Raw genomic sequence first — 20,882 nt, 5'->3', positions numbered from 1 at the left:
AGAAAAATTACAATTTAAAAGGTTATAAACATGTCCAACATAGCAATTTTAGCCGGTGATGGTATCGGCCCAGAAGTCATGGTTGAAGCTAAAAAAGTATTAGCCGCAGTAGCGGATAAATTTGATTTTGAAATAAAAACTAAAGATTTTGATATTGGTGGTGCTGCCATAGATAATCACGGTAATGCCCTACCCGATTCAACCATGGCAGGCTGTGAAGCTAGCGATGCTATTTTATTTGGCTCAGTAGGCGGTCCTAAGTGGGCAAACTTACCGCCGACAGAGCAACCTGAGCGTTGTGCTTTATTAGGCTTGCGTGGTCATTTTGATTTATTTTGTAATATGCGCCCAGCAACCCTACAGCCTTCACTATCATCACTTTCAACATTGCGCGCTGATATTTCATCACAAGGTTTTGACGTATTAGTTATTCGTGAACTAACCGGCGATATTTACTTTGCCGAGCCAAAGGGTCGTCGAGGCGAAGGTGAAGAAGAAACCGGTTTTGATTCTATGTTTTATTCACGTCGTGAAGTTAAACGCATTGCTCACCTTGCTTTTCAAGCAGCAAAAAAGCGTAACAACAAAGTAACGTCTGTTGATAAAGCCAATGTTTTAGCGACCAGTCAGTTATGGCGCCAAGTGGTTGAAGAAGTTGCCGTAGACTACCCAGAAGTTGAGTTAGAGCACCTTTACGTTGATAACGCTGCCATGCAGTTAGTACGTGATCCTAATCAATTTGATGTTTTACTTTGCCCTAACTTATTTGGTGATATTTTATCGGATATTTGCGCCATGATTACTGGCTCAATGGGTTTATTGCCATCAGCTAGCTTAAATAGCGATGGATTTGGTATGTATGAACCCGCTGGCGGCAGTGCTCCTGATATTGCTGGTCTAGGCGTGGCAAACCCTATTGCCCAAATACTATCCGCGGCATTAATGCTGCGTTATAGCTTAAATCAAGAAGCTGCAGCAAAAGCGATTGAAGATGCAGTTTCTAATGCACTGGATAATGGCATATTAACCGCTGATTTATTACCTGCAAACGAACGTAAAAATGCTAAATCGACCAGTGAAGTGGGTGATTATATCTGTAAACACATCACTGCCCAAAGTAATGCTCAGGAAAAAGGGAACGTTTAAGATGACAACAACTAGCCCACAAACCATGTACGAAAAATTATGGCAAAGCCATTTAGTTGAAGACGCTAAAGGGGAAACACCATTATTGTATGTTGACCGTCATTTGATTCATGAAGTGACCTCACCACAAGCTTTTGCCAGTTTACGCTTTCATAATCGCCCGGTACGTCACCCTGAACGTACCATTGCTACTATGGATCATAATATTTCAACGCGCTCAATTAAAATTGATGCTGCCGGTGAAGGCGCTGCCAACCAATTACGCGCGTTAGCAATAAACTGTAAAGACTTTGGTATCGAGCTGTTTGATATGGGTCACAAAAACCAAGGTATCGCTCATGTTATTGGGCCTGAGTTAGGTTTGACTTTACCCGGCACTATTATTGTTTGTGGTGATTCACATACCGCTACCCATGGCGCTTTTGGTGCTCTTGCTTTTGGTATTGGTACCTCAGAAGTAGAACATGTTTTTGCTACGCAGACTTTACGTCAAAACAAAGCAAAAACCATGAAAATAGAAGTTAAAGGTCATGTCGGTGCCGGCATTAGTGCCAAAGATATTATCTTAGCTATTATCGGTAAAACCGGTAGTGCTGGCGCAACAGGTTATGTGGTTGAATACTGTGGTGAAGCTATCGAAGCGCTAAGTATGGAAGAGCGCATGACAGTTTGTAATATGAGTATCGAATTTGGCGCCAAAGCCGGTTTAATTGCCCCAGACAAAACTACTTTTGATTACGTAGAAGGTAAAGAATACGCACCAAAAGGTGAAGTGTTTAGCCAAGCAGTAGCCGATTGGAAAAAATTAAAATCGGATACTGATGCAACTTTTGATGCGGTAATAACACTTGCAGCAAAAGACATTAAAGCCCAAGTTACTTGGGGCACAAATCCTGGGCAAGTTATTAGCGTCGACGGTATTGTGCCTTCCCCTGACGATTTCAGTGATCCCGTTGAGAAGGAGTCTTGTATAAATGCCCTTAAGTATATGGACCTAACCGCCGGTACTAAGATGACTGATATCCACGTGAACAAGGTATTTATTGGCTCTTGTACTAACTCTCGTATTGAAGATTTACGCGCTGCGGCCGGTGTTGTTCAGCAATATCAAGGCCAGCAAGTAGTAGAGGGCGTAGATGCCATTATCGTTCCAGGCTCTTACCGCGTGAAAGAACAAGCTGAAAGTGAAGGTTTAGATAAAATATTCACTGATGCAGGTTTTGAGTGGCGCTTACCGGGTTGTTCTATGTGTTTAGGTATGAATGATGACGTTTTAGAAGAAGGCGACCGTTGTGCTTCAACCAGTAATCGTAACTTTGAAGGCCGTCAAGGTCGTGGTAGCCGTACTCATCTAGTGAGTCCTGAAATGGCAGCTGCAGCAGCGATAACTGGCCACTTTGTTGATTTAAACAGCTAGTTCACTATTAAATTATGGGGTAGGTGCTGCTAGATTTGGCGCAAATATCTTTAACATGGATGTTAAAGTTAAGCCTATAGGGATATATTCACGGCGATTTGCAGAAAATAGCAGCGTCTACCCAATCAGAGGAATAGAAAATGGAAAAGTTTAACACTCATACTGGTTTGGTTGTGCCATTAGATATCGCCAATGTCGATACCGATCAAATCATCCCAAAGCAATTTTTACAAAAAACTGAACGTGTAGGTTTTGGCGTACATTTATTTCATGATAGTCGCTATCTTGATCATGCGGGTACGCAGGTAAACCCTGAGTTTATTCTTAACAAAGTCGAATATAAAGGCGCCAGCATTTTGTTAACCCGTGAAAACTTTGGCTGTGGTTCAAGTCGCGAACATGCGCCTTGGGCACTGCAAGAATTTGGTTTTAAAGTGATTATATCTTCAAGTTTTGCTGATATTTTTTACGGTAACTGTATCAATGTCGGTCTTTTACCGATTAAATTAAATGAAGCTGAAATTGACCAGTTATTTAAACTATCTGCTGACACTCAACTAACCTTGAAAGTTGATTTACCCAATAATGTTATTACTCGTGGCGAACTTTCGTTTACATTCAGCTTAAATGAGTTTCAACAATACAGCTTGGAAAATGGTGTAGATAGCGTCGGTTGGACTCTAGATAAACTGGATACCATCAAAGCCTTTGAAGCGAAAATGCCTGCTTGGCAGTAGCCTTAAAATAACGTCACCGAGACGATATAAAAAGCCCAGCTAAGTAGCCACTTAGCTGGGCTTTTTCTTTTTCAGTTCCGTTACTGGTAATAATTTACTAGCAAGTTAAAAAGAGTAACAGTTACCAGTTGCTTAAAGCGGGTAAGCTAAATGTTTCACCTTGAAAAGAGAGAATCACTTGCTGTGGTAATATTTTTTCAACCACTACGTTATCGCCAATATAGTCTCCTTCATAACGATCTCGACCATTGACCTTTACCCAGCCATTGCCATCTGAGACATAAATATGTTGTTCAAAGTTCATGCTCGGTAAGGCATTTTTTAGCTCTGCTGGCATTTGGGATATTGACCTAATAGATGCCATTGAGTTATTAATATTCTCAAGTAACTCAAAATCATTCTGCTTGTCTTCAGGGCGATAATTGCTTGACTGATTGCTCGTTGAATATCCCGCTTTACTTTCATCATTGGTTTCATCAAGTGCCGTCTGAAATCGTGCTACTAAATCACTAGACACGCCTTCGACTTCTTGCACTTGATAATCTTCATAGGTGTTATTTACTATATTCTTCTTCTTGGCACTGACAAAGAGTGTTTTATCCGTATTCGTTTGGTTCGTGGTCTTAATCACTGCGGGCGTTGGCATCGTTTTACCCTCAACAAAAATATTGTTAGCTTTTGGGGTATCTTTATTTGTGCCTAGAGATGAGTTATCCGCAATAGTTATTATAGTGTTTCCTGATTTTTCACCAGTATTCATTACAACTTTTTCTCTGCTCTTTTCATCTACTACAGGCTTTGCTAGCTCCGTAGCCTTAGCATGAACTTGATCACTATTTACTAGCTTTTGAAGAGTGTTTATTTGCTCTTGAGCCGTACTTACCATCACTGGACTCATAGGAGCCTGCGTTTGCCCCCACCAAAACCCCGCTAAAGCAAAGAAAGCAGCAACACTTAATGCCGTAGAAAATACCAATGCACCGTTATAATGACTTAGTCCTCGCTTAGTTATGAGGTCATCACCCAAGGCCCGCTCCGCCGCCGCAATAACGGTCTTTTTATTAACAACACTGTCATTTTGGTTATAGGCCAGCATCAGTGCACTATGACAAATGAGGTTGGTTAACCTAGGTACGCCTTGCGATAGCTGATGAATTTTCGCTAAAGCAGCTTTATCAAAAAGTGCTCTGGCACAATCTGCAACCATTAATCTGTGTTTAATGTATTGGTCAAGCTCTAGCTTTGTTAACGGCATTAAATGATAGCGAGCCGTTATCCGCTGCGCTAATTGCCGTAAATCTCGACGTTGTAATAATTGTTGTAATTCTGGCTGACCAATTAAAATTACCTGTAATAACTTTTTAGTATTGGTTTCTAAATTCGTTAATAAACGTAACTGCTCTAACACTTCCGGTTGCAAGTGCTGTGCTTCATCGATAATCAATAAAGTATTGATATCTTTGTCATGATTTTTCAGTAGTTTTTCGGCAATTTTGTCGGTTAAGTTTTTTAAACTGGCATCACTTTTTCGATAACGAATCTTTAATTCATCACATATAGTGGCCAGTAATTCTTGGCTGGATAAGGTTGGGTTAAGAATAAAAGCAGCTTGGGTATTATCAGGTAATTGCTCCATTAAGCAACGGCTGATGGTTGTTTTTCCCGTACCCACTTCCCCGGTTAATAAAGCAAAACCTCCCGTTTCTCCTAAACCATAAGTTAAATGTGCTAAAGCCTCCCTATGCCTATCACTCATAAACAAATATTTAGGATCGGGGGAAATAGAAAAAGGTAATTCGCTTAATGAGAAAAAATTGCGGTACATGGCGGTTGCTGAGCTGGAAAATTGAGATACAAAATTAACCGCTTGTTTGGTGGATGTCAAAGAGTTACCAAAATTAGAGTAAATGTGTACGTTTAATTACAAATAGTAATCATTATTATTAATATGTAAGGGCTTTATTTATACACTAATACTTAAAAGGTAAATATGGTTTTAAAAACATCCCTTACTCTATTGGCCCTTGTTATAAGAGGCCAAGTACACAGCCAAGCTAAGTACATTACTGAAACGAGCAAAGTTCAAAAAAAATTGACTGAACAAGATATTGAGCGAATTATCGTTACCGGTAGCCGTATCGCAGAAAAAATAGATGAAGTACCTGCTTCGATAACCATAATCACTCAAAAGCAAATAGTACTGCAGTTAAAAGTTTCTTCTGAAATTCAAAGTTTATTAGCTAATTTAGTCATTGGCATGGCACCAAGTAAGGGTACTTCAAGTAATACTATCAGCCTAGCGTTAAATTACTTGTATGTTGGCGATCGTAAACGGTTTGAGCCCGTTGATGGCAAGTATGTTGGTGAACAAGGGCTATTGATAGCTATCAAATAGTGAACGTAAGTGGTAATTATGATTTCGCCAAAGATTGGTCGACGTTTATCGGCGTGGAAAACTTATTTAACCAAGATGACTACCCAACAAAATTACCAGGTTATACCTATGACTGTTACAACATTAAAGGTTTAGGTAGCACGGTTAATTTTGGCGTTAATTACCTTTTTAACAACCAATTTTAACCACCGATTGTAGCTATCAATTATAGCAACAGCTAAATAGGCTAAAGTTAGCACAAAGCAGCATTCAATATTGCTCTGTTCTAACTGCCGCTCCCTGAATTTTTTGCTGCCTTATGATACACTTTAGTTAATATTCCCTTCATTTTGGTCGTACCTTGTCAAGCAACAACTCTGAAAGTAACAGTAGCCAACTTAACACTTATTTAGTCGGTGGTGCAGTGCGCGACAAATTACTTAATCGTCCGATCAAAGACAAAGATTATTTAGTGGTTGGTAGCAGTGTTGATGAAATGCTAAAGCTAGGTTACCAACAAGTAGGTAAAGACTTCCCGGTTTTTTTACACCCAAAAACAAAAGCAGAATATGCTCTCGCCCGAACAGAGCGTAAACAAGGCCAAGGTTATACCGGCTTTAGTTGCTATTTCGCTGCAGATGTCACCATTGAACAAGATTTAAGACGTCGTGATTTAACCGTTAATGCCATGGCAATGGCGGATAACGGTGATATTATCGATCCCTATAATGGCCAAAAAGATCTTAACGATCGTATTTTACGCCATGTCAGTGACGCTTTTATTGAAGACCCTTTACGGGTACTGCGCGTAGCTCGTTTTTCCGCACGTTATCACAAATACGGTTTTACCATAGCCGATGAAACGCTTACCTTGATGCAGGAAATCAGTGCCAGTGGTGAATTAAAAACCTTAACCCCCGAACGTGTATGGCAAGAAATGCAATTAAGCTTGGCCGATGGTGGCGATAATTCTGACATTAATACAGGTAACCCAGAAGTATTCTTTCAAGTACTCAAAAAGTGCCATGCTCTAGAAGAGTTATGGCCAGAACTGGCGGTTTTATGGGGTATTCCTAACCCTGCCCTTTGGCACCCAGAAATTTGTAGTGGCGTACATACCATGATGGTATTGCAGCAAGCGGTTTTACTTACCGAAACGTTGACTGATAACCAAAGTGGTTCTTTGCAAATTGACAAGAAAACCGCAATTCGTTTTGCCGCCTTATGCCACGATTTAGGTAAAGGAGTTACCGAGACTCATTTATTACCTAGCCATAAAGGTCATGAAAAGTCAGGTTTACCACTCGTTGAAAAAATATGTCTGCAACTGAAAGTACCATCACACTACAAGCAACTGGCGCTGAAAGTATGTGAATTTCACTTACATTGTCATAAAGCTTTCGAGCTTAAAGCCAGCACCTTGTTAAAAATGTTTAATCAGCTTGATATTTGGCGCAAGCCTGAAGAGTTTGATTACTTTTTAATGGCCTGTAAAGCTGATTTCCTCGGCCGTTTAGGTTTTGAAAATCGCCCTTACCCACAAGAAGAATACTTACAAGCGGCAGTAAAGGCGGCAAGAAAAGTAACCGCAAAAGCTTTTGTTGAGCAAGGCTTGCAGGGCATAGCAATAAAAAAGGCTATGGCGAAAGCAAGGTTAAACGCTATCGTAACAGTTAAAGCCAACTGTGCGCATTTAAACCCTAACCCATAAAGCAGCACTTCGTCCTATCTACTAGGAACTATCTTGTTTGGAGCCACACTTCTGGAAACTAAGCTTCAAGAAACAAGGCTCCAAGTGACAATGTTATTTAGCATGAAGACTAGCTTAATAACATTGTTCAGCTAGCCTTCACAGCAAACAACAATTTATTGCAAGACGTTTACAAACGACTACAACTACCTGAAGCACTTTTAACTATTATCTTTACATCAAGTCAGTATCAGCTTTTGGTACAACTTAATTTCGTAAAGCATAGTTAACTAGGTAAGGTGGTCAACATGACAATGCAAATAACTTCTTCACAAGGTAATTATGGTCAAGTTCAGCCCGTAATGTCTGCTAAACCTCAAGGTGAGTCACGTTCGGATTTAAGTGATATTTTAACACCAGAGCAAAAGAATACTGTGCAACACGGTGTTGATGACAAAATTGCGGAGCAAGTTGAACAAGTAAAATCAAACTATCAAACCGCTAAAGATATTGATTTGATGCAATCATATTACCTGCAACAGCAAAAACTCTTTGATATCTACTTACAAAGCAGTACCGAGCATAATATTGATAGTAACATCAGCCAAGAGAATCAAAGTAGTAGTGCGGTATCAGCATTAACCAATGCCTATGCAGAGTTATATCAATTACATCAAAATGTGAAAGAGGGTGTTGGTGACTTTATTGAACATCAACCAGTGCAAACCTTGCCAACAAGCTCTGTTAGCAATGCAACCGGAACGACTGTAATAAGTGCGAGTAATCAGCCATTAGTACGGCAGAAAATAGAGGCTTACAACAATTTAATGATGCCTAGTACCGCTTCTTATATACACCTTAGTGCTTAGGAATTGTCAATTTGCGACGGTTAATTTGCAACTTGCACCATGAAACCCCAACGTGCTAATGCCTGAGCGCTTTAAGTAAGTTTAATTCCAGTAATAAACATTGTGGTAGCCATAGCCATAACGTTAGCGCTACCACATAAGCAATATTCACCTCATAAAAAAGTCCAACTAAGCTCGCCACATAAATTACTGCGCGATTACCGTATAAAAGGTAATGCCGTTGCTTTTCAATTGTCATAATATTCACCATTAACATGATGCGCAAACCTAGTAAAAAAAGCCTCAAATAAAATCACCTTCTTCAATCTTTTTATCGGCTGAGATGAATAAATAATAAGCTTTAAATAACTCGACATACGCTTTTTGACACTTATTTGTATATGCTGCTATCTACAAAAAAGGCTGCATTTATTAAGCCAAAGCTCATGATTAAGATAAAATAAGCGCTCAGTTAAACCTTTGCCTTAGTACTACTTAAGTTCTGGTTTATCGATCGTTCTAAAGGTGAGGTTTATTCGCGGTGTTAATACTTTTTTGGTCGGAGGGAGTCTGTGTAACCAATGTTGTTGGGTTGAGCCTTTCATTACTAACAAGCTACCGGGTTTCAGCTGTAAGGCAATAACTTCTTTGGAGAGCTTATGTTTAAAAGCAAACTTTCGTTCTGCGCCAAAGCTAAGTGAGGCAATAGCGCCCTGTTCTTTTAAATCTTTCTCGCCATCACTGTGCCATGCCATGCCTTCGTCACCTGAGTGATAAAGGTTTAACAGGCATGAGTTATAAGTTTCATTACTGTGCTGTTCAACTAACTGTTTGAGTACTAATAACTCGTCAGTAAACGGGATAGAGTACTTAGTCACGCCAGAATAGCTATAGGCAAACGGTTTACCATTAAGGGTTTCTGCACACCAAGCTATTTTTCTTTTCGTTTCAATAAGTTTACCGAACACCAGTGCTTGGTCACAACGCCAAGCAATAGTGTTTAGCAACCGCTCAAAGTAATAGTCGCTATCACTTACCGGCATAATTTCACCGTAATAATTCACCTCACCATCGGTAGGTAAAATATTAAGCGGCTCATCGAGTAAAGCTGAGAATAAATCCATAAGATCCTTGTAGGAGCGGTTTTAACCGCGAAAAACTGACTGACAACTAGGGGCAGTTGATCTTTCAGGGTTAAAATTTATTCAATTTAAAACGGATTTAATCGCGACGCGAGCTTTGTACCATAGTCATTCTATTAAAAAAGCGAGTAACAATGAGTAAATTTGTTTTAAATGAACCCTAAAGGGCAGCACTTGTTTGAAATTTAGTCTACGTTATCGTCTGTTCGAGTAGCCAGCTACACGTCACAAACTCTGCTTTGTCTAAATACCAAACAAGTTGCTGTAAAAGTAATCTCGAAAGATCAACAGACCCTAATATATTCGAGAATAAATTCTCTCCTACAAAGCAACTAATTACCCCAAGGATTAGCAGGTCTTGAAGCTGCAGCACGCTCTCGGGTTTTCTGCGCGGTTTTAATGCGTAACTCTTCGGCATCTTCAAGGCTTAATTCTTTTGGTGGTCTTTGCTCTAAACCTGACGGCACAATACGATCACGTGGCGGTAATTCAAAATTAGCATCATCAGCTTTAGGTAAGCTGTTATATTGATACATAAAAAAAGCTTCTACTTTTTCTTGTGCCCATGAGGTTTTTTTCAAAAACTTCATGCTCGATTCAATACTGGCATTTTGTTTAAAGCAATTTAGATTCATGTAAGCTGCTAAAATTTCAAAACCGTAATGGTCAACCAAAGTCGTTAGCACGGTTTCAAGACTCGTACCATGTAACGGGTTATTCTTGTAAATATCTTTGTTAGTCATTCTTCTTCCTAAACGGCAGAAAGTCACTTAAGCTAGTAACTTCGCGATGGGGTAACTGGTATGAATAAAGTAATTATACCACCTGCACCAATGATGTCATGACAAAATAAAATATTGAGATAATGAGTACTCGAGCAATAGCCATAACGACTATCGCTAAAGTTATAGACTTTTAAGAGCAACAGCTTACTAATTTAGTAACGCTGTGCTGCTCTTTGCTACCCTAGGTTTGTTTTACTACAACTCATCATGTGCTAATAAACGCTAACACCCAGTAAATAAAGGCTCTACATTAATGTTATCAACTTTCTTTAAAACAAAACCTGTCATTAATGAATCATCAAAAGAATGGATTTTTGATACTTTCTCTTGGTGCATGCAGCAACTTGATGCTGAATTTTTTCTTGAAAGTAGTGAGTTGATATTACCCAATAATGCTTTTTATCCAGGCAGTTCAACTAGTATCGAAGAAATGGCACAAACGATCTTTGCTAACACAACAAAGTACACTGGCATGACTAAATGGCCACTAACCCTAGTAGCAAGCGATCGTTTTGTGCAAAAACCAATGCCGCTGTTATCTTTTGGGTCTTCACTGCGTGGTAAAAGTGCGAATATATCAGTTAATGAAAGTGCTAATTTTAGCTATAAGGTAGAAAGTACTGAAGTCGTTCCAAGTATAGACATTGCCTTTCATGCAAGTCAGCTTAACCAACCACAAGATATGATCGCCTATTTTGTGCAAGTTCAAGCGGGCATATTGGTCAATCAACATAGTGCTCTTGCTGCTAATACAAATATCTCAAGCTTAAACAGCTTTAATTTAGCCGCCCCTGGAGGCAAAGCAGCATTTGCGCAAACCGTAGATTTAGTCGCCTGTTTCATGGGCTTTGGTATTGTTTTTGCCAATACTGCTTATCAATTTAAAGGCGGTTGTGGCTCATGTAATAACCGCAACCTTAACCGACAAGCAGCATTGCCCGAGCTCGAAACCGTTTACGCTCTAGCCTTATTCTGTGTCATCAAAGGGCTTGAAATTAAGCAGGTTAAAAAAGAGTTAAAGTCACATTTATATAAACCATTTCGCCAAGCTCACAAAGAAATAATCGTGTATTTACAACATAACACTAACCCAAAACATACAATGCTTAGCGAAAATATTAAATAGATATCTATTTTGTCTCGTTTTTTGTCTCTTTACCTTTCTTTAGCCCTTAAGCGCTTTTTTTGTCCAAAAGTTCTGCTAGCCTGTATGCTTATTTACTTTAGCTATTTCTTAGCCTTACATTAGGCTTTAGCTAGAGATTATATACAGGGCGTTATTTATGGCTTTAAAAACAATTTTTAGCGATATAGTTATTTTGGCGGTGCTCAGTTCAGCACTGATATCATTGACCAGTTTCGCCGAAGCCAAGGCTGATATTGTTACGGAGCAACAAGCAGGCACTAAGCACGCTCAACCACTAACACCACTAACGCCTCAAGATAGACTGTTAGCGTTACTCAGTAACTATCAAGATATCTGTAGCTCGGAAGAATGTCGTGAGCAACTTATCCAAATACGGAAATATGCTCGCTGGGGTGACGCCAAGTCACAATTAGTTTTGGCTACAGCCTACTTGTATGGTGATGGTGTTGAACAAGATACCGACGTGGCAATAAGCTGGTTAAAGCGTACCGCTTATAATAGCTCATCCAACGCGGGTAAATACTCCCTTAAAGCTTATCATATGATGGCACAGCTCTATCAAGTAGGCATTGGTGTTGAGCCAGATCAGCAATTGGCCAGCAAATATCTAGATAAATTAGCTAAAAAAAACTACGGGCCAGTATTGTTTGATAACGCATTTATTGAGTTTAAGCAGGGTAACCTAGCACAGGGTTTTAGCTTACTCGACAAAGCCAGTGACAGTAGCTACCCTGAGGCAAGTTATTATCTTGCAAGGTTGTATCAGCAAGGTGACTTTATTGAAAAAGATATCATTAAAGCTGCGATTTATTATGAAAAAATAGTGAGAAATGATTATAAAGATAGTCGCCAACGGTTAGAGAACATAGTTGCTGAGATGGAGAATAACTCAACAACGCTTACCGCTAATACTTTAACAGAGAGACAAAGCTTCATTAACAAACTCAATGCCACCCTAGATATTGAAGTATTCACTGTTAACTCCTACACGATGGAAACTAAAGATGCGATGAGTCATCTCTTAGTCCTATTAAACAAAAGTAGTCGCAATTTTTCTGCATCAACCGGCAGTAGAATTAAGGGCAGTCAATGTGGTCAAACATCGTACCCTTGCAAAGGCATGACTGAAGAGGATATTGAAGATTTCTTAAATGAGGGTAGCGGTAATTGATTAACATGATTTACCTGGTCGATTACCCACGTAAGGATCGCTGTAATGACCAGTATATTTAGCAATATTCCAGCAGAAATCCCTAAGGAAATATTCGAGGATATTCTCACCACTGAAAAATTTAGAATTGAGCGAATAATATCTAAGGGACAAACATCGCCGGCTACGGGTTGGTACGATCAAAGTGAAGATGAGTGGCTTGTTGTTTTGTCTGGTTACGGGGTCATTGAATTGTTTAATGGTGATAAAGTCACCCTTAAACAAGGTGATTACCTAAATATCACGGCCCATGAAAAACATAGAGTTATTGAAACATCACCTGATGAAGTGACCGTTTGGTTAGCCGTTTTCTATTAAAGTTGAGGCATTAGGGTTCATGAATTACGATAAATTTAATAAATTTTGTGGCGCTTTACCGGCAACAAGTTATGTCATGCAATGGGGTAATTCCCATGTATGGAAAGTCGGCGGTAAAGTTTTTGCCATTGGTGGTTGGAGCAAAGACGAAAAACCTGCTTTTACCTTTAAAACCTCTGAATTAAATTTTGGTTTTTTAAGTGAATGTGACGGTTACCGACCAGCGCCCTATTTTGCTAATCGCGGTATGAAATGGATACAGCATTTCGAAACTGAAAAAGCAAAAGATGAAGACTTACACTATTACCTTAGTGAATCCCATCGTTTAGTTTCACAAGGTTTAACCAAGAAAAAACAAAAAGAACTGGGGTTAAATCAAGCGTAATACCAGTTTCATTAAGTTTGTGATCTTGTTGTGCGCAGGAAAAATAAATCAGGGCAAGGCGCTTGATTGAGCAATAGCTAGCTATTGGGATTGAGAGCAACGCCGCCTAGGGGAATTTTAACCCGCACAAGTGGGCAATAATTTAATGAAATTGGTATAAGTTTTAGTAAATTACTTATCAGCTTAATAAAGAGTAAAACTAGGCAGGCCTTAACATTTCAAATAAACCTAGCGTTTCCAGAATACATTCACTAAAGCACCGAACATAATTAAGCCGCCACCGATAATTGTGGTGACTGCCGGTACTTCACTAAAATACGCCCAACCGATAAAGACCGAAAACAGTATTTGCACATATGCGTATGCCGTGGCTTTGTTGGCATCGGCGCAGTGCAGTGCCTTAGTTAGGCCTACCTGTCCAACTTGGGTAAATATCCCGATTAAAATCAGTAAACCTGTCGCTGCCAAGCTAGGCACAACAAAATCATCACCCAACAGTATTATTGAGATGGGCAGGGCAATCAGTGGGAAATAAAAGATAATAACTGAACTATCATCAGTTTTGGTGAGCTTTTTAATAATAATATAAGCAATCGCACTACCAAAAGCACCTAAAACACCCGCGCCAATACTTAGCCATGGATATTGCACACCACTGCCCACTTGCAAATTAGGCTGAATAATAATAAATAAGCCGATTAAGCTGATGCAAATACAAGCAATGGTAGAGCGTTGTATAACTTCTTTCAAAAAAAACAGCGCTAACACAGCAGTAAACACGGGGTGTAAATATTGTAAAACCGTTGCTTCAGCTAAGGGTAAAGTGGTTACAGCATAATAAACAAACATCAGTGCGAATGCGCCAACGCAGCCACGCGCAATTAACAAGCTTTTGTTATTCCCCCACATAGAGATTTTCTTGCGCTTAATATCTGCGTAACTAATAAGGCCAGAAACGATAGCCCTAGCGGCAACAATTTCAAAAACAGGAATGCCCAAAGCACTCACTTCTTTGACACAGGCTGACATTAAGGCAAAGCCCAAAGCCGAGATCAACATATACCAAACGCTCATTGGCATTGAATTTTTTAGGCTAGTAAACATTGTACTCAGGTACTCGACTGGTTAAATGGGAGAGTGGCGCTAATTATTCGGCGCTATTCTACCTTATATACCCAAACAACCTCAAGATGCAGGATTCAGCTGGAGTTAGAAACGTCTTTAGGCAAGGCTTTGATTGAAGAGAATGGTTATTCCCTTGTCGAAATCAATAACGATGGATAAAACATTTCTAAACCAGCCCTACGGGGATGTATGAGCAAATCATATTCATCGTTTCGTAGTTAATTAAGGGAATAACCATTAATAAAATACGCGTCTTGATTATGAGTCGCTCAGCCGTGCTGAAACGAGCATCTTGAAGTAGCTTGGGTATAAGTAGCGATTTCACCTACTGCATAGTTGTAAACAGCGGCGCTATTTTATCCCTTATACCTTGATACCTTTGCTGCTCACATACGCCAAAACCTGATAATTGCCTAACCTTATTACGGCCGAACAATGGCACGGTCATGCCCGCAAAAAAACGGCAATAACTCTCTAAGGATAAGGGTTGATTTATCTTACCCGCCAGTCGCTCAGTTAATTCACTCATACCTTGTTTTAATGTTTCATCACTAGGCCATGGGACTTGTGCTTGAGAACGCTCTAACACTGCTACTTGCCCGCGACAAACGCTACAGTGACCACATTGTGGTGTCGAGCCTGATTCACCAGCACCACTTACATCAAGCCTATTTTGGTCAAAAAATGCATCATCGAAATAGCGCGCTAAATTAACCGTGAGGCAAGTATCTAATTGGAAGAAGCGCACTAACGCGGCGATGCGCTTTATTTCTTTTACTTCGTTGTCTTTAAAGTAGTTGGCGAGTGATTGACATAAACTCGGATCTGCTAATTCAGTCAGGTTAATTTTGAAAACCTCGGTCATGCCTTTGGTTTCGAGTATTATTAATTGCTGCTCTTGCAGGTATTCAAGCGCAGCAATTACCCGATTACGCTCAATAGTTTTATCTTGCAATAAGGTGTCAAAATTTAAACTGCCCCAAACCTTTTTAAAATCAGTGGCGTTAAAAATCCGCTGAAGAAAATCTTGGCGCTGGGCATTAAAACTATTAATTATTTCAGTTTTCGGTTTTAACAACTTAATTTTAAAATCCGCGAAATAAGCGTAAAGTGGCTCAATCACGCCCGCTAGCTCTAACTGAACCAGTAAGGTTTTAAGCGGTAACTGTTTAATATTAACGGCATTAGAAAGTTGCAATATTTGCAGCTCCCACTTGCTGTCATAAGCACTGGTTATGACTTCATCTTTAATACTGTTAAGCAGCATTTCAATACCGTTAAACTCAGGGGTATCGCCATAAACAAAATTTTCTACCGTATTCAAACCATCAAGGTTTGCCAAGGTAAAACATTGCGCAGGCATGCCATCTCGACCAGCTCTACCGATTTCTTGACTGTAATTTTCAATGGATTTAGGTAAGTCATAATGAATAACAAAGCGGATATCACTTTTATCTATGCCCATACCAAAGGCAATGGTGGCGACAATCACTTGAATTTTACCCGCCATAAAGTCTTGCTGAATTTGACTGCGAGTATCACTGTCAAAACCGGCATGATAAGCACAAGCATTAATGCCTTGTTGCGTTAAGTAAAGCGCCACCTTTTCAGCACTATGTTGTAAGGTCACATAAACAATACCGGGGCCTTGTTGCTGAGTACTTTGTTGAGAGATAATTTGCGCTAACAGACCATTTTTATCTGACTCAGTCACGGGTAACACGCTTAAATCAAGATTGGCGCGGTAAAAGCCCGTTTGCACAATATGTTCATCTCGAATAGCAAATTTAGCGGCCATATCTAGTTTTACTTTACGGGTAGCGGTAGCGGTAAGTAATAATACCAAGGGAATTTTTAATGCTTGGCAGTAGCTAGGTAACTTTAAATAGTCAGGCCTAAAGTTATGACCCCACTCAGAGATACAATGCGCCTCATCAACCACTAACATAGACACAGGTACAGATTCAATAAATTGTCTGAATCTTTCATTTTTAAAACGCTCTACTGACACCATTAAGATTTTAATATCACCATCACGCACCCCTGCCATCACGGTTTGTGCTTCATTGCCTTTTAGGGTCGAATCAATGCTTGCTGCCTTAATGCCTTTGCTAGCAAGAAAAGCCAGTTGATCTTTCATCAAGGCTAATAACGGTGATACCACTAAGGTTAAATGTGGTAAATGCAAAGCTGTTAATTGATAACACAAAGACTTACCTGAGCCTGTTGGGAAAATAGCTAACGAAGACTGGCCATTTAACAATTGCGAAATGGTCTGCTCTTGCCCTGGGCGAAAGCCATCAAAGCCAAAAGTAGTTAAAAGAGAGCTTTGGAGTGCACTTGTCGGTTGACTGGTCATATATTTCCTGATTAAAATTTATCGATGAAAGCAGCTATCACACTAGATGGTTAACTATTAACAAGCTAACCATCACCTGATTAACTATTCACTCACTGTGTGTTAAGTACCACAGAAAGTATGATAGTTTTCATCACCGTCACTCGGTGCATCTTGATAGGCAGCCGTTTGCGCTAATAGCTCATAGGGTTGCTGTACAACCGCTAAAAACTCATGTAATGGGTTTAGATCGCCCGTAGTTTGGCTCGTCGCTAAAATAGCTTCAACATGATGATTTCTAGGGATCACTAACGGGTTAGTTTTTGCCATCAAGTCTTTAGCACCCTCAACATCAGCGGCGATTCTTACATACCAACGACTAAGCCATGCCTGCCACTGATATTGAGCACTGCCTACTTCTTCGCCCGCGTTGTTGCTTTCGCCATCACTATGTTGAGCTATCACTTTATCTACTTCTTTTTGATTTAAGTTAGCAGCTAGGGTGACAAAAGACTGGGTATAATCTAGTTTCATCTTTGTCATAATAGCCAGTAAATCATTAACCAATTCAATATCACCATCCGCTAATTGAGCAATGCCCAATTTATTCGCCATCATTTCAAAATAACGAAACTGCAAGTCATTGGCAAATTGCTGTAACAATGGTGTAATTTTGGCTAAGGCAATATCCTCATCGTCATCAATTAACGGTAATAAACAATCCGCAAGACGCGCCATATTCCATTGTATTATTTTGCTTTGGTTACCAAAAGCATAACGCGAATTTCTATCAATAGAGCTAAATACGGTATCGCTGTGATAATGATTCATCATGGCGCAAGGGCCATAATCAATGGTTTCCCCTGAAATAGCGGTATTATCAGTATTCATTACGCCATGGATAAAACCAACCCGTAACCATGACACCACTAAAGGAACTTGTTTGTTGAGTACCGCAGCAAAAAAATCAACGACTTGCTGCGCAGATAAGACTTCCCCTTCAATGCCTTTTAACTGTGGGAAATGGCGTTCAATTGAAAAGTTGGTCAATTTTTTTAAGGAGTCAATATCATTACGGGCTGCAAAATATTGAAAAGTACCAACACGAATATGGCTGCTGGCAATACGGGTAACCACGGCGCCTGGTAATGGCCGTTCTCGATAAACCGCCTCACCAGTAGCCACTACCGCTAAACAGCGCGTAGTTGGTACACCTAGGGCGAACATCGCTTCACTCATCATATATTCACGTAGTGCTGGCCCCAATGCACAGCGACCATCGCCGCTACGAGAAAAGAAACTCGTGCCAGAGCCTTTTAATTGCACATCCCAAGACTGACCTTCGCTATCACTAATATCTCCTAATAAATGTGCGCGACCATCACCCAGTTGCGGATTAAAGTGACCGAATTGATGGCCCGAATAAGCTTGTGCAATAGGAGTACTGCCATCAATTAATTGATTACCAGAAAAGTATTGTGCGAGTTGCTCATCATCTTGCTCTATTGAGTAATTTATCGATAATTTTTCTGCCAAATGCGTATTCCACAATAATAATTCTGGCGCACTAACGGGCGTTGGTGTGGATTGTTGATAAAAGGCATTTCCTAAAGAAAAGTAACCATTAGACAGGGATAATTTCATATTTACTCACAAAAATGATGCTTAAAGACGGCGGTGACGATTTAACTTACCTTTATAATATTATATTTCAGCAGCAACGACTGAGATTTCAACCAATAATGCTTCACGTGCCATTTTAGCGGCAACACAAGCACGCGCTGGTGCATGGCCTTCTGGTAACCAAGCATCCCATACCGCGTTCATTTCAGAGAAGTAGCTCATATCTTTAACATAAATAGTTGCTGATAAGATGTGCTTTCTGTCACTACCAGCTTGTATTAATAAAGCATCCACTTTATCGAGCATGGTTTGTGTTTGCTCAGTAATGTCTTTAGTGGCATCTGCCGCTACTTGGCCACACAGGTAAATAGTACCGTTGTGTTTAACGATACGACTCATTCTTTGCTTAGTTTCTAATCTTTCAATCATAGTGTATTGGCTCTGCCTATTTGAAATTTTATCGGCATTGTTCTCGATTTTAATTCCATCACTTATAGCCATAAGCTCAAAAATTAAAAACTCAAACACTTTGCTAAAATCCCAACTAGTTTGAGCTCCTTGTCTGGTTATTGTTAAAAGTAAATCCCAAGGAGTTGAGCTTTTCCTTTGTTATTTAGAAAGAAACCCCAAGATCTTGCAATCTTGGGGTTTTAACTACTATATAAATATGAAATAAAATAGCGCTATTTGCAGGTAGTTCGTCTTAATTCAAGGCGGTTGCACGGAGCTGACGCATGTCAGTGAGTACAACCAACGCTGAAGTTAGGCGAAGTAGCAAAAAAGAGTGCTAATTTTTATTCCCATTCAATCGTTGCAGGTGGTTTTCCGCTGATATCGTAGACTACGCGTGAAATACCATCAACTTCATTGATAATACGGTTAGAAACTAGCCCTAAGAAATCGTATGGTAAATGTGACCAGCGAGCGGTCATAAAGTCGATAGTTTCTACACAACGTAAACTTACTACCCAATCGTATTTACGCTGATCACCCATTACACCGACTGAACGTACCGGTAAGAACACGGTAAACGCTTGGCTTACTTTTTTGTATAAGTCGTGATTGTGTAATTCTTCAATGAAGATAGCATCGGCGCGACGTAATAAGTCGGCATATTCTTTTTTCACTTCACCTAAAATACGTACACCTAAACCAGGTCCAGGGAACGGGTGACGATAAAGCATGTCGTACGGTAAACCAAGCTCTAGACCAATTTTACGTACTTCATCTTTAAATAATTCACGTAATGGTTCAACTAAGCCCATTTCCATATGCTCAGGTAAACCACCAACATTATGATGAGATTTAATGACGTGCGCTTTACCCGTAGCTGAAGCCGCTGATTCAATAACATCAGGGTAAATAGTACCTTGTGCTAACCATTTAGCATTTTCAAGTTTCTTTGATTCTTCTTCAAATACTTCAACAAAAACGTTACCAATGATCTTACGTTTTTTCTCTGGATCACTTTCATCTGCTAAACGATCTAAGAACCTGTCTTCTGCTTTAACATGAACAATTTTAAGACCAAAATGATCACCAAACATATCCATGACTTGCTGACCTTCGTTTAAACGAAGTAAACCGTTATCAACAAAGACACAAGTCAATTTATCGCCAATGGCACGTTGTAATAACATGGCAACAACAGATGAATCAACGCCACCTGAAAGGCCAAGGATAACTTCGTCATCACCAACTTGTGCTTTCATTTTAGCGATAGCATCGTCAATGATTGACGCTGATGTCCATAGTTTTTCACATTGACAGATATCTACGACAAAGTTTTCTAAAATGCGTGAACCTTGTTTGGTATGGGTAACTTCTGGGTGAAATTGTACGCCGTAAAACTTCTTCTCTTCGTTAGCCATGGCACCAAAAGCACAACTTGGTGTTTGTGCAACGGTGACAAAACCTTCAGGGATTGCAGAAACTTTATCGCCGTGACTCATCCAAACGTCAAGTAAAGCATTACCATTATCACCAACGCTATCTTCAACTTTGTTGAATAACGCAGATTGGGCAACTAGCTCAACCGCAGCATAACCAAATTCTTTATGGCTCGAACTTTCAACACCACCGCCAAGTTGCTCAGCCATAGTTTGCATGCCGTAGCAAATACCTAACACTGGCACGCCAGCGGTAAATACATATTCAGGTGCTCGAGGAGAGTTAGCTTCTGTTACTGACTCTGGACCACCAGCAAGAATGATACCTGTTGGCTTAAAACCTTTAATTTGCTCTTCGGTTACGTCCCACGACCAAAGCTCACAGTAAACACCAATTTCACGTACGCGACGGGCGATAAGTTGAGTGTATTGTGAACCAAAATCTAATATTAGTATGCGGTGATCATGAATGTCTTTACTCATGGTTGTTTTCCTACCTTTGAGGGCTCTATTTGAGCGTAGTATCTTAAGTAAAACAGGCCGAGCCTTCTCTTGCGAGATTCCAGCTCAGCCTATTTGAATTTGTTAGATGATGAACTTACTCATCATCATTTTTTATCTTATTCTAGCAACATCAAGTTGAGAGTATTTTAGTTCTAGTTCAAGGCGCTAGCGCGGAGCCTAGTTTACTAGGTGAGCACTTGCAAC

19 protein-coding genes and 1 pseudogene are annotated in these 20,882 nt (G+C 39.9%); 11 read left to right on the top strand and 9 right to left on the bottom strand.

Features of this window, described 5'->3' with window-relative positions; genetic code table 11:
- The first annotated feature begins 30 nt into the window (after positions 1-30).
- The 3 genes from leuB to leuD all read left to right on the top strand — a co-directional run bounded on the left by leuB (position 31) and on the right by leuD (position 3,300).
- The gene (gene leuB, locus F580_RS0114260; protein ID WP_019028416.1) at positions 31-1,146 is read left to right on the top strand and encodes a 3-isopropylmalate dehydrogenase; all 1,116 of its coding nucleotides are present in this window, start codon (positions 31-33) and stop codon (positions 1,144-1,146) included.
- 1 nt (position 1,147) lies between these two features.
- Positions 1,148-2,563, top strand: a complete 1,416-nt coding sequence (gene leuC / locus F580_RS0114255; protein WP_019028415.1) for a 3-isopropylmalate dehydratase large subunit — start codon at positions 1,148-1,150, stop codon at positions 2,561-2,563.
- A gap of 140 nt (positions 2,564-2,703) precedes the next feature.
- Positions 2,704-3,300 (top strand): 3-isopropylmalate dehydratase small subunit, encoded by a 597-nt coding sequence (gene leuD, locus F580_RS0114250; RefSeq protein WP_019028414.1) that lies wholly within the window; start codon positions 2,704-2,706, stop codon positions 3,298-3,300.
- Positions 3,301-3,421: 121 nt separating this feature from the next.
- Here the strand turns inward: leuD and F580_RS24580 are convergent, their stop codons facing one another.
- Positions 3,422-5,125: an AAA family ATPase gene (locus F580_RS24580; RefSeq protein ID WP_040357425.1), complete on the bottom strand. Its 1,704-nt coding sequence runs from the start codon at positions 5,123-5,125 to the stop codon at positions 3,422-3,424.
- A 165-nt stretch (positions 5,126-5,290) separates the two neighbouring features.
- Here F580_RS24580 and F580_RS27235 point away from each other — a divergent pair.
- From F580_RS27235 to F580_RS0114225, 4 genes and pseudogenes are all read left to right on the top strand, one after another.
- Positions 5,291-5,590 (top strand): annotated as a pseudogene (locus F580_RS27235) (TonB-dependent receptor); the annotation flags it as partial.
- Between the two features lie 104 nt (positions 5,591-5,694).
- On the top strand, positions 5,695-5,880 hold the full coding sequence (locus tag F580_RS27230; protein ID WP_026301446.1) for a TonB-dependent receptor: 186 nt from the start codon (positions 5,695-5,697) through the stop codon (positions 5,878-5,880).
- 155 nt (positions 5,881-6,035) lie between these two features.
- Positions 6,036-7,385 (top strand): multifunctional CCA addition/repair protein, encoded by a 1,350-nt coding sequence (locus F580_RS0114230; protein WP_019028412.1) that lies wholly within the window; start codon positions 6,036-6,038, stop codon positions 7,383-7,385.
- 287 nt (positions 7,386-7,672) lie between these two features.
- Positions 7,673-8,233, top strand: a complete 561-nt coding sequence (locus F580_RS0114225; RefSeq protein ID WP_019028411.1) for a hypothetical protein — start codon at positions 7,673-7,675, stop codon at positions 8,231-8,233.
- 55 nt (positions 8,234-8,288) lie between these two features.
- Here F580_RS0114225 and F580_RS0114220 read toward each other — a convergent pair whose 3' ends face one another.
- The 3 genes from F580_RS0114220 to F580_RS0114210 form a co-directional block, all read right to left on the bottom strand.
- Complete coding sequence (locus F580_RS0114220; RefSeq protein WP_157443124.1) at positions 8,289-8,471, bottom strand: hypothetical protein; 183 nt, start codon at positions 8,469-8,471, stop codon at positions 8,289-8,291.
- A 232-nt stretch (positions 8,472-8,703) separates the two neighbouring features.
- Positions 8,704-9,336, bottom strand: a complete 633-nt coding sequence (locus F580_RS0114215; protein ID WP_019028409.1) for an alpha-ketoglutarate-dependent dioxygenase AlkB family protein — start codon at positions 9,334-9,336, stop codon at positions 8,704-8,706.
- A 350-nt stretch (positions 9,337-9,686) separates the two neighbouring features.
- Positions 9,687-10,097 (bottom strand): VF530 family protein, encoded by a 411-nt coding sequence (locus F580_RS0114210; RefSeq protein WP_019028408.1) that lies wholly within the window; start codon positions 10,095-10,097, stop codon positions 9,687-9,689.
- Between the two features lie 295 nt (positions 10,098-10,392).
- On the opposite strand from F580_RS0114210, the gene F580_RS0114205 reads away from it, so the two are divergent.
- The 4 genes from F580_RS0114205 to F580_RS0114190 all read left to right on the top strand — a co-directional run bounded on the left by F580_RS0114205 (position 10,393) and on the right by F580_RS0114190 (position 13,199).
- Complete coding sequence (locus tag F580_RS0114205; protein WP_019028407.1) at positions 10,393-11,265, top strand: hypothetical protein; 873 nt, start codon at positions 10,393-10,395, stop codon at positions 11,263-11,265.
- 157 nt (positions 11,266-11,422) lie between these two features.
- Positions 11,423-12,457: a tetratricopeptide repeat protein gene (locus tag F580_RS0114200; protein WP_019028406.1), complete on the top strand. Its 1,035-nt coding sequence runs from the start codon at positions 11,423-11,425 to the stop codon at positions 12,455-12,457.
- Positions 12,458-12,502: 45 nt separating this feature from the next.
- Positions 12,503-12,814 carry a cupin domain-containing protein gene (locus tag F580_RS0114195; RefSeq protein WP_019028405.1) on the top strand — a complete coding sequence of 104 codons (312 nt, stop codon included), beginning with the start codon at positions 12,503-12,505 and terminating at the stop codon, positions 12,812-12,814.
- Between the two features lie 19 nt (positions 12,815-12,833).
- Positions 12,834-13,199, top strand: a complete 366-nt coding sequence (locus tag F580_RS0114190; protein ID WP_019028404.1) for an MmcQ/YjbR family DNA-binding protein — start codon at positions 12,834-12,836, stop codon at positions 13,197-13,199.
- 228 nt (positions 13,200-13,427) lie between these two features.
- Here the strand turns inward: F580_RS0114190 and F580_RS0114185 are convergent, their stop codons facing one another.
- The 5 genes from F580_RS0114185 to guaA form a co-directional block, all read right to left on the bottom strand.
- The gene (locus F580_RS0114185) at positions 13,428-14,303 is read right to left on the bottom strand and encodes a DMT family transporter (protein WP_083926991.1); all 876 of its coding nucleotides are present in this window, start codon (positions 14,301-14,303) and stop codon (positions 13,428-13,430) included.
- Between the two features lie 346 nt (positions 14,304-14,649).
- On the bottom strand, positions 14,650-16,683 hold the full coding sequence (locus F580_RS0114180) for a RecQ family ATP-dependent DNA helicase (RefSeq protein ID WP_019028402.1): 2,034 nt from the start codon (positions 16,681-16,683) through the stop codon (positions 14,650-14,652).
- Positions 16,684-16,785: 102 nt separating this feature from the next.
- Positions 16,786-18,306, bottom strand: a complete 1,521-nt coding sequence (locus tag F580_RS0114175; RefSeq protein WP_019028401.1) for a protein adenylyltransferase SelO — start codon at positions 18,304-18,306, stop codon at positions 16,786-16,788.
- A gap of 60 nt (positions 18,307-18,366) precedes the next feature.
- A complete protein-coding gene (locus F580_RS0114170) occupies positions 18,367-18,714 on the bottom strand; it encodes a RidA family protein (RefSeq protein ID WP_026301445.1) in 348 nt (115 codons plus the stop codon).
- 365 nt (positions 18,715-19,079) lie between these two features.
- On the bottom strand, positions 19,080-20,657 hold the full coding sequence (gene guaA, locus F580_RS0114165) for a glutamine-hydrolyzing GMP synthase (protein ID WP_019028399.1): 1,578 nt from the start codon (positions 20,655-20,657) through the stop codon (positions 19,080-19,082).
- Between the last annotated feature and the right edge of the window lie 225 nt (positions 20,658-20,882).

The organism is Colwellia piezophila ATCC BAA-637 (genome assembly GCF_000378625.1).
Classification (GTDB): domain Bacteria; phylum Pseudomonadota; class Gammaproteobacteria; order Enterobacterales; family Alteromonadaceae; genus Colwellia; species Colwellia piezophila.
Note: the sequence above shows the minus strand (reverse complement) of the source record. Positions and strands in the feature narration are given on the sequence as shown.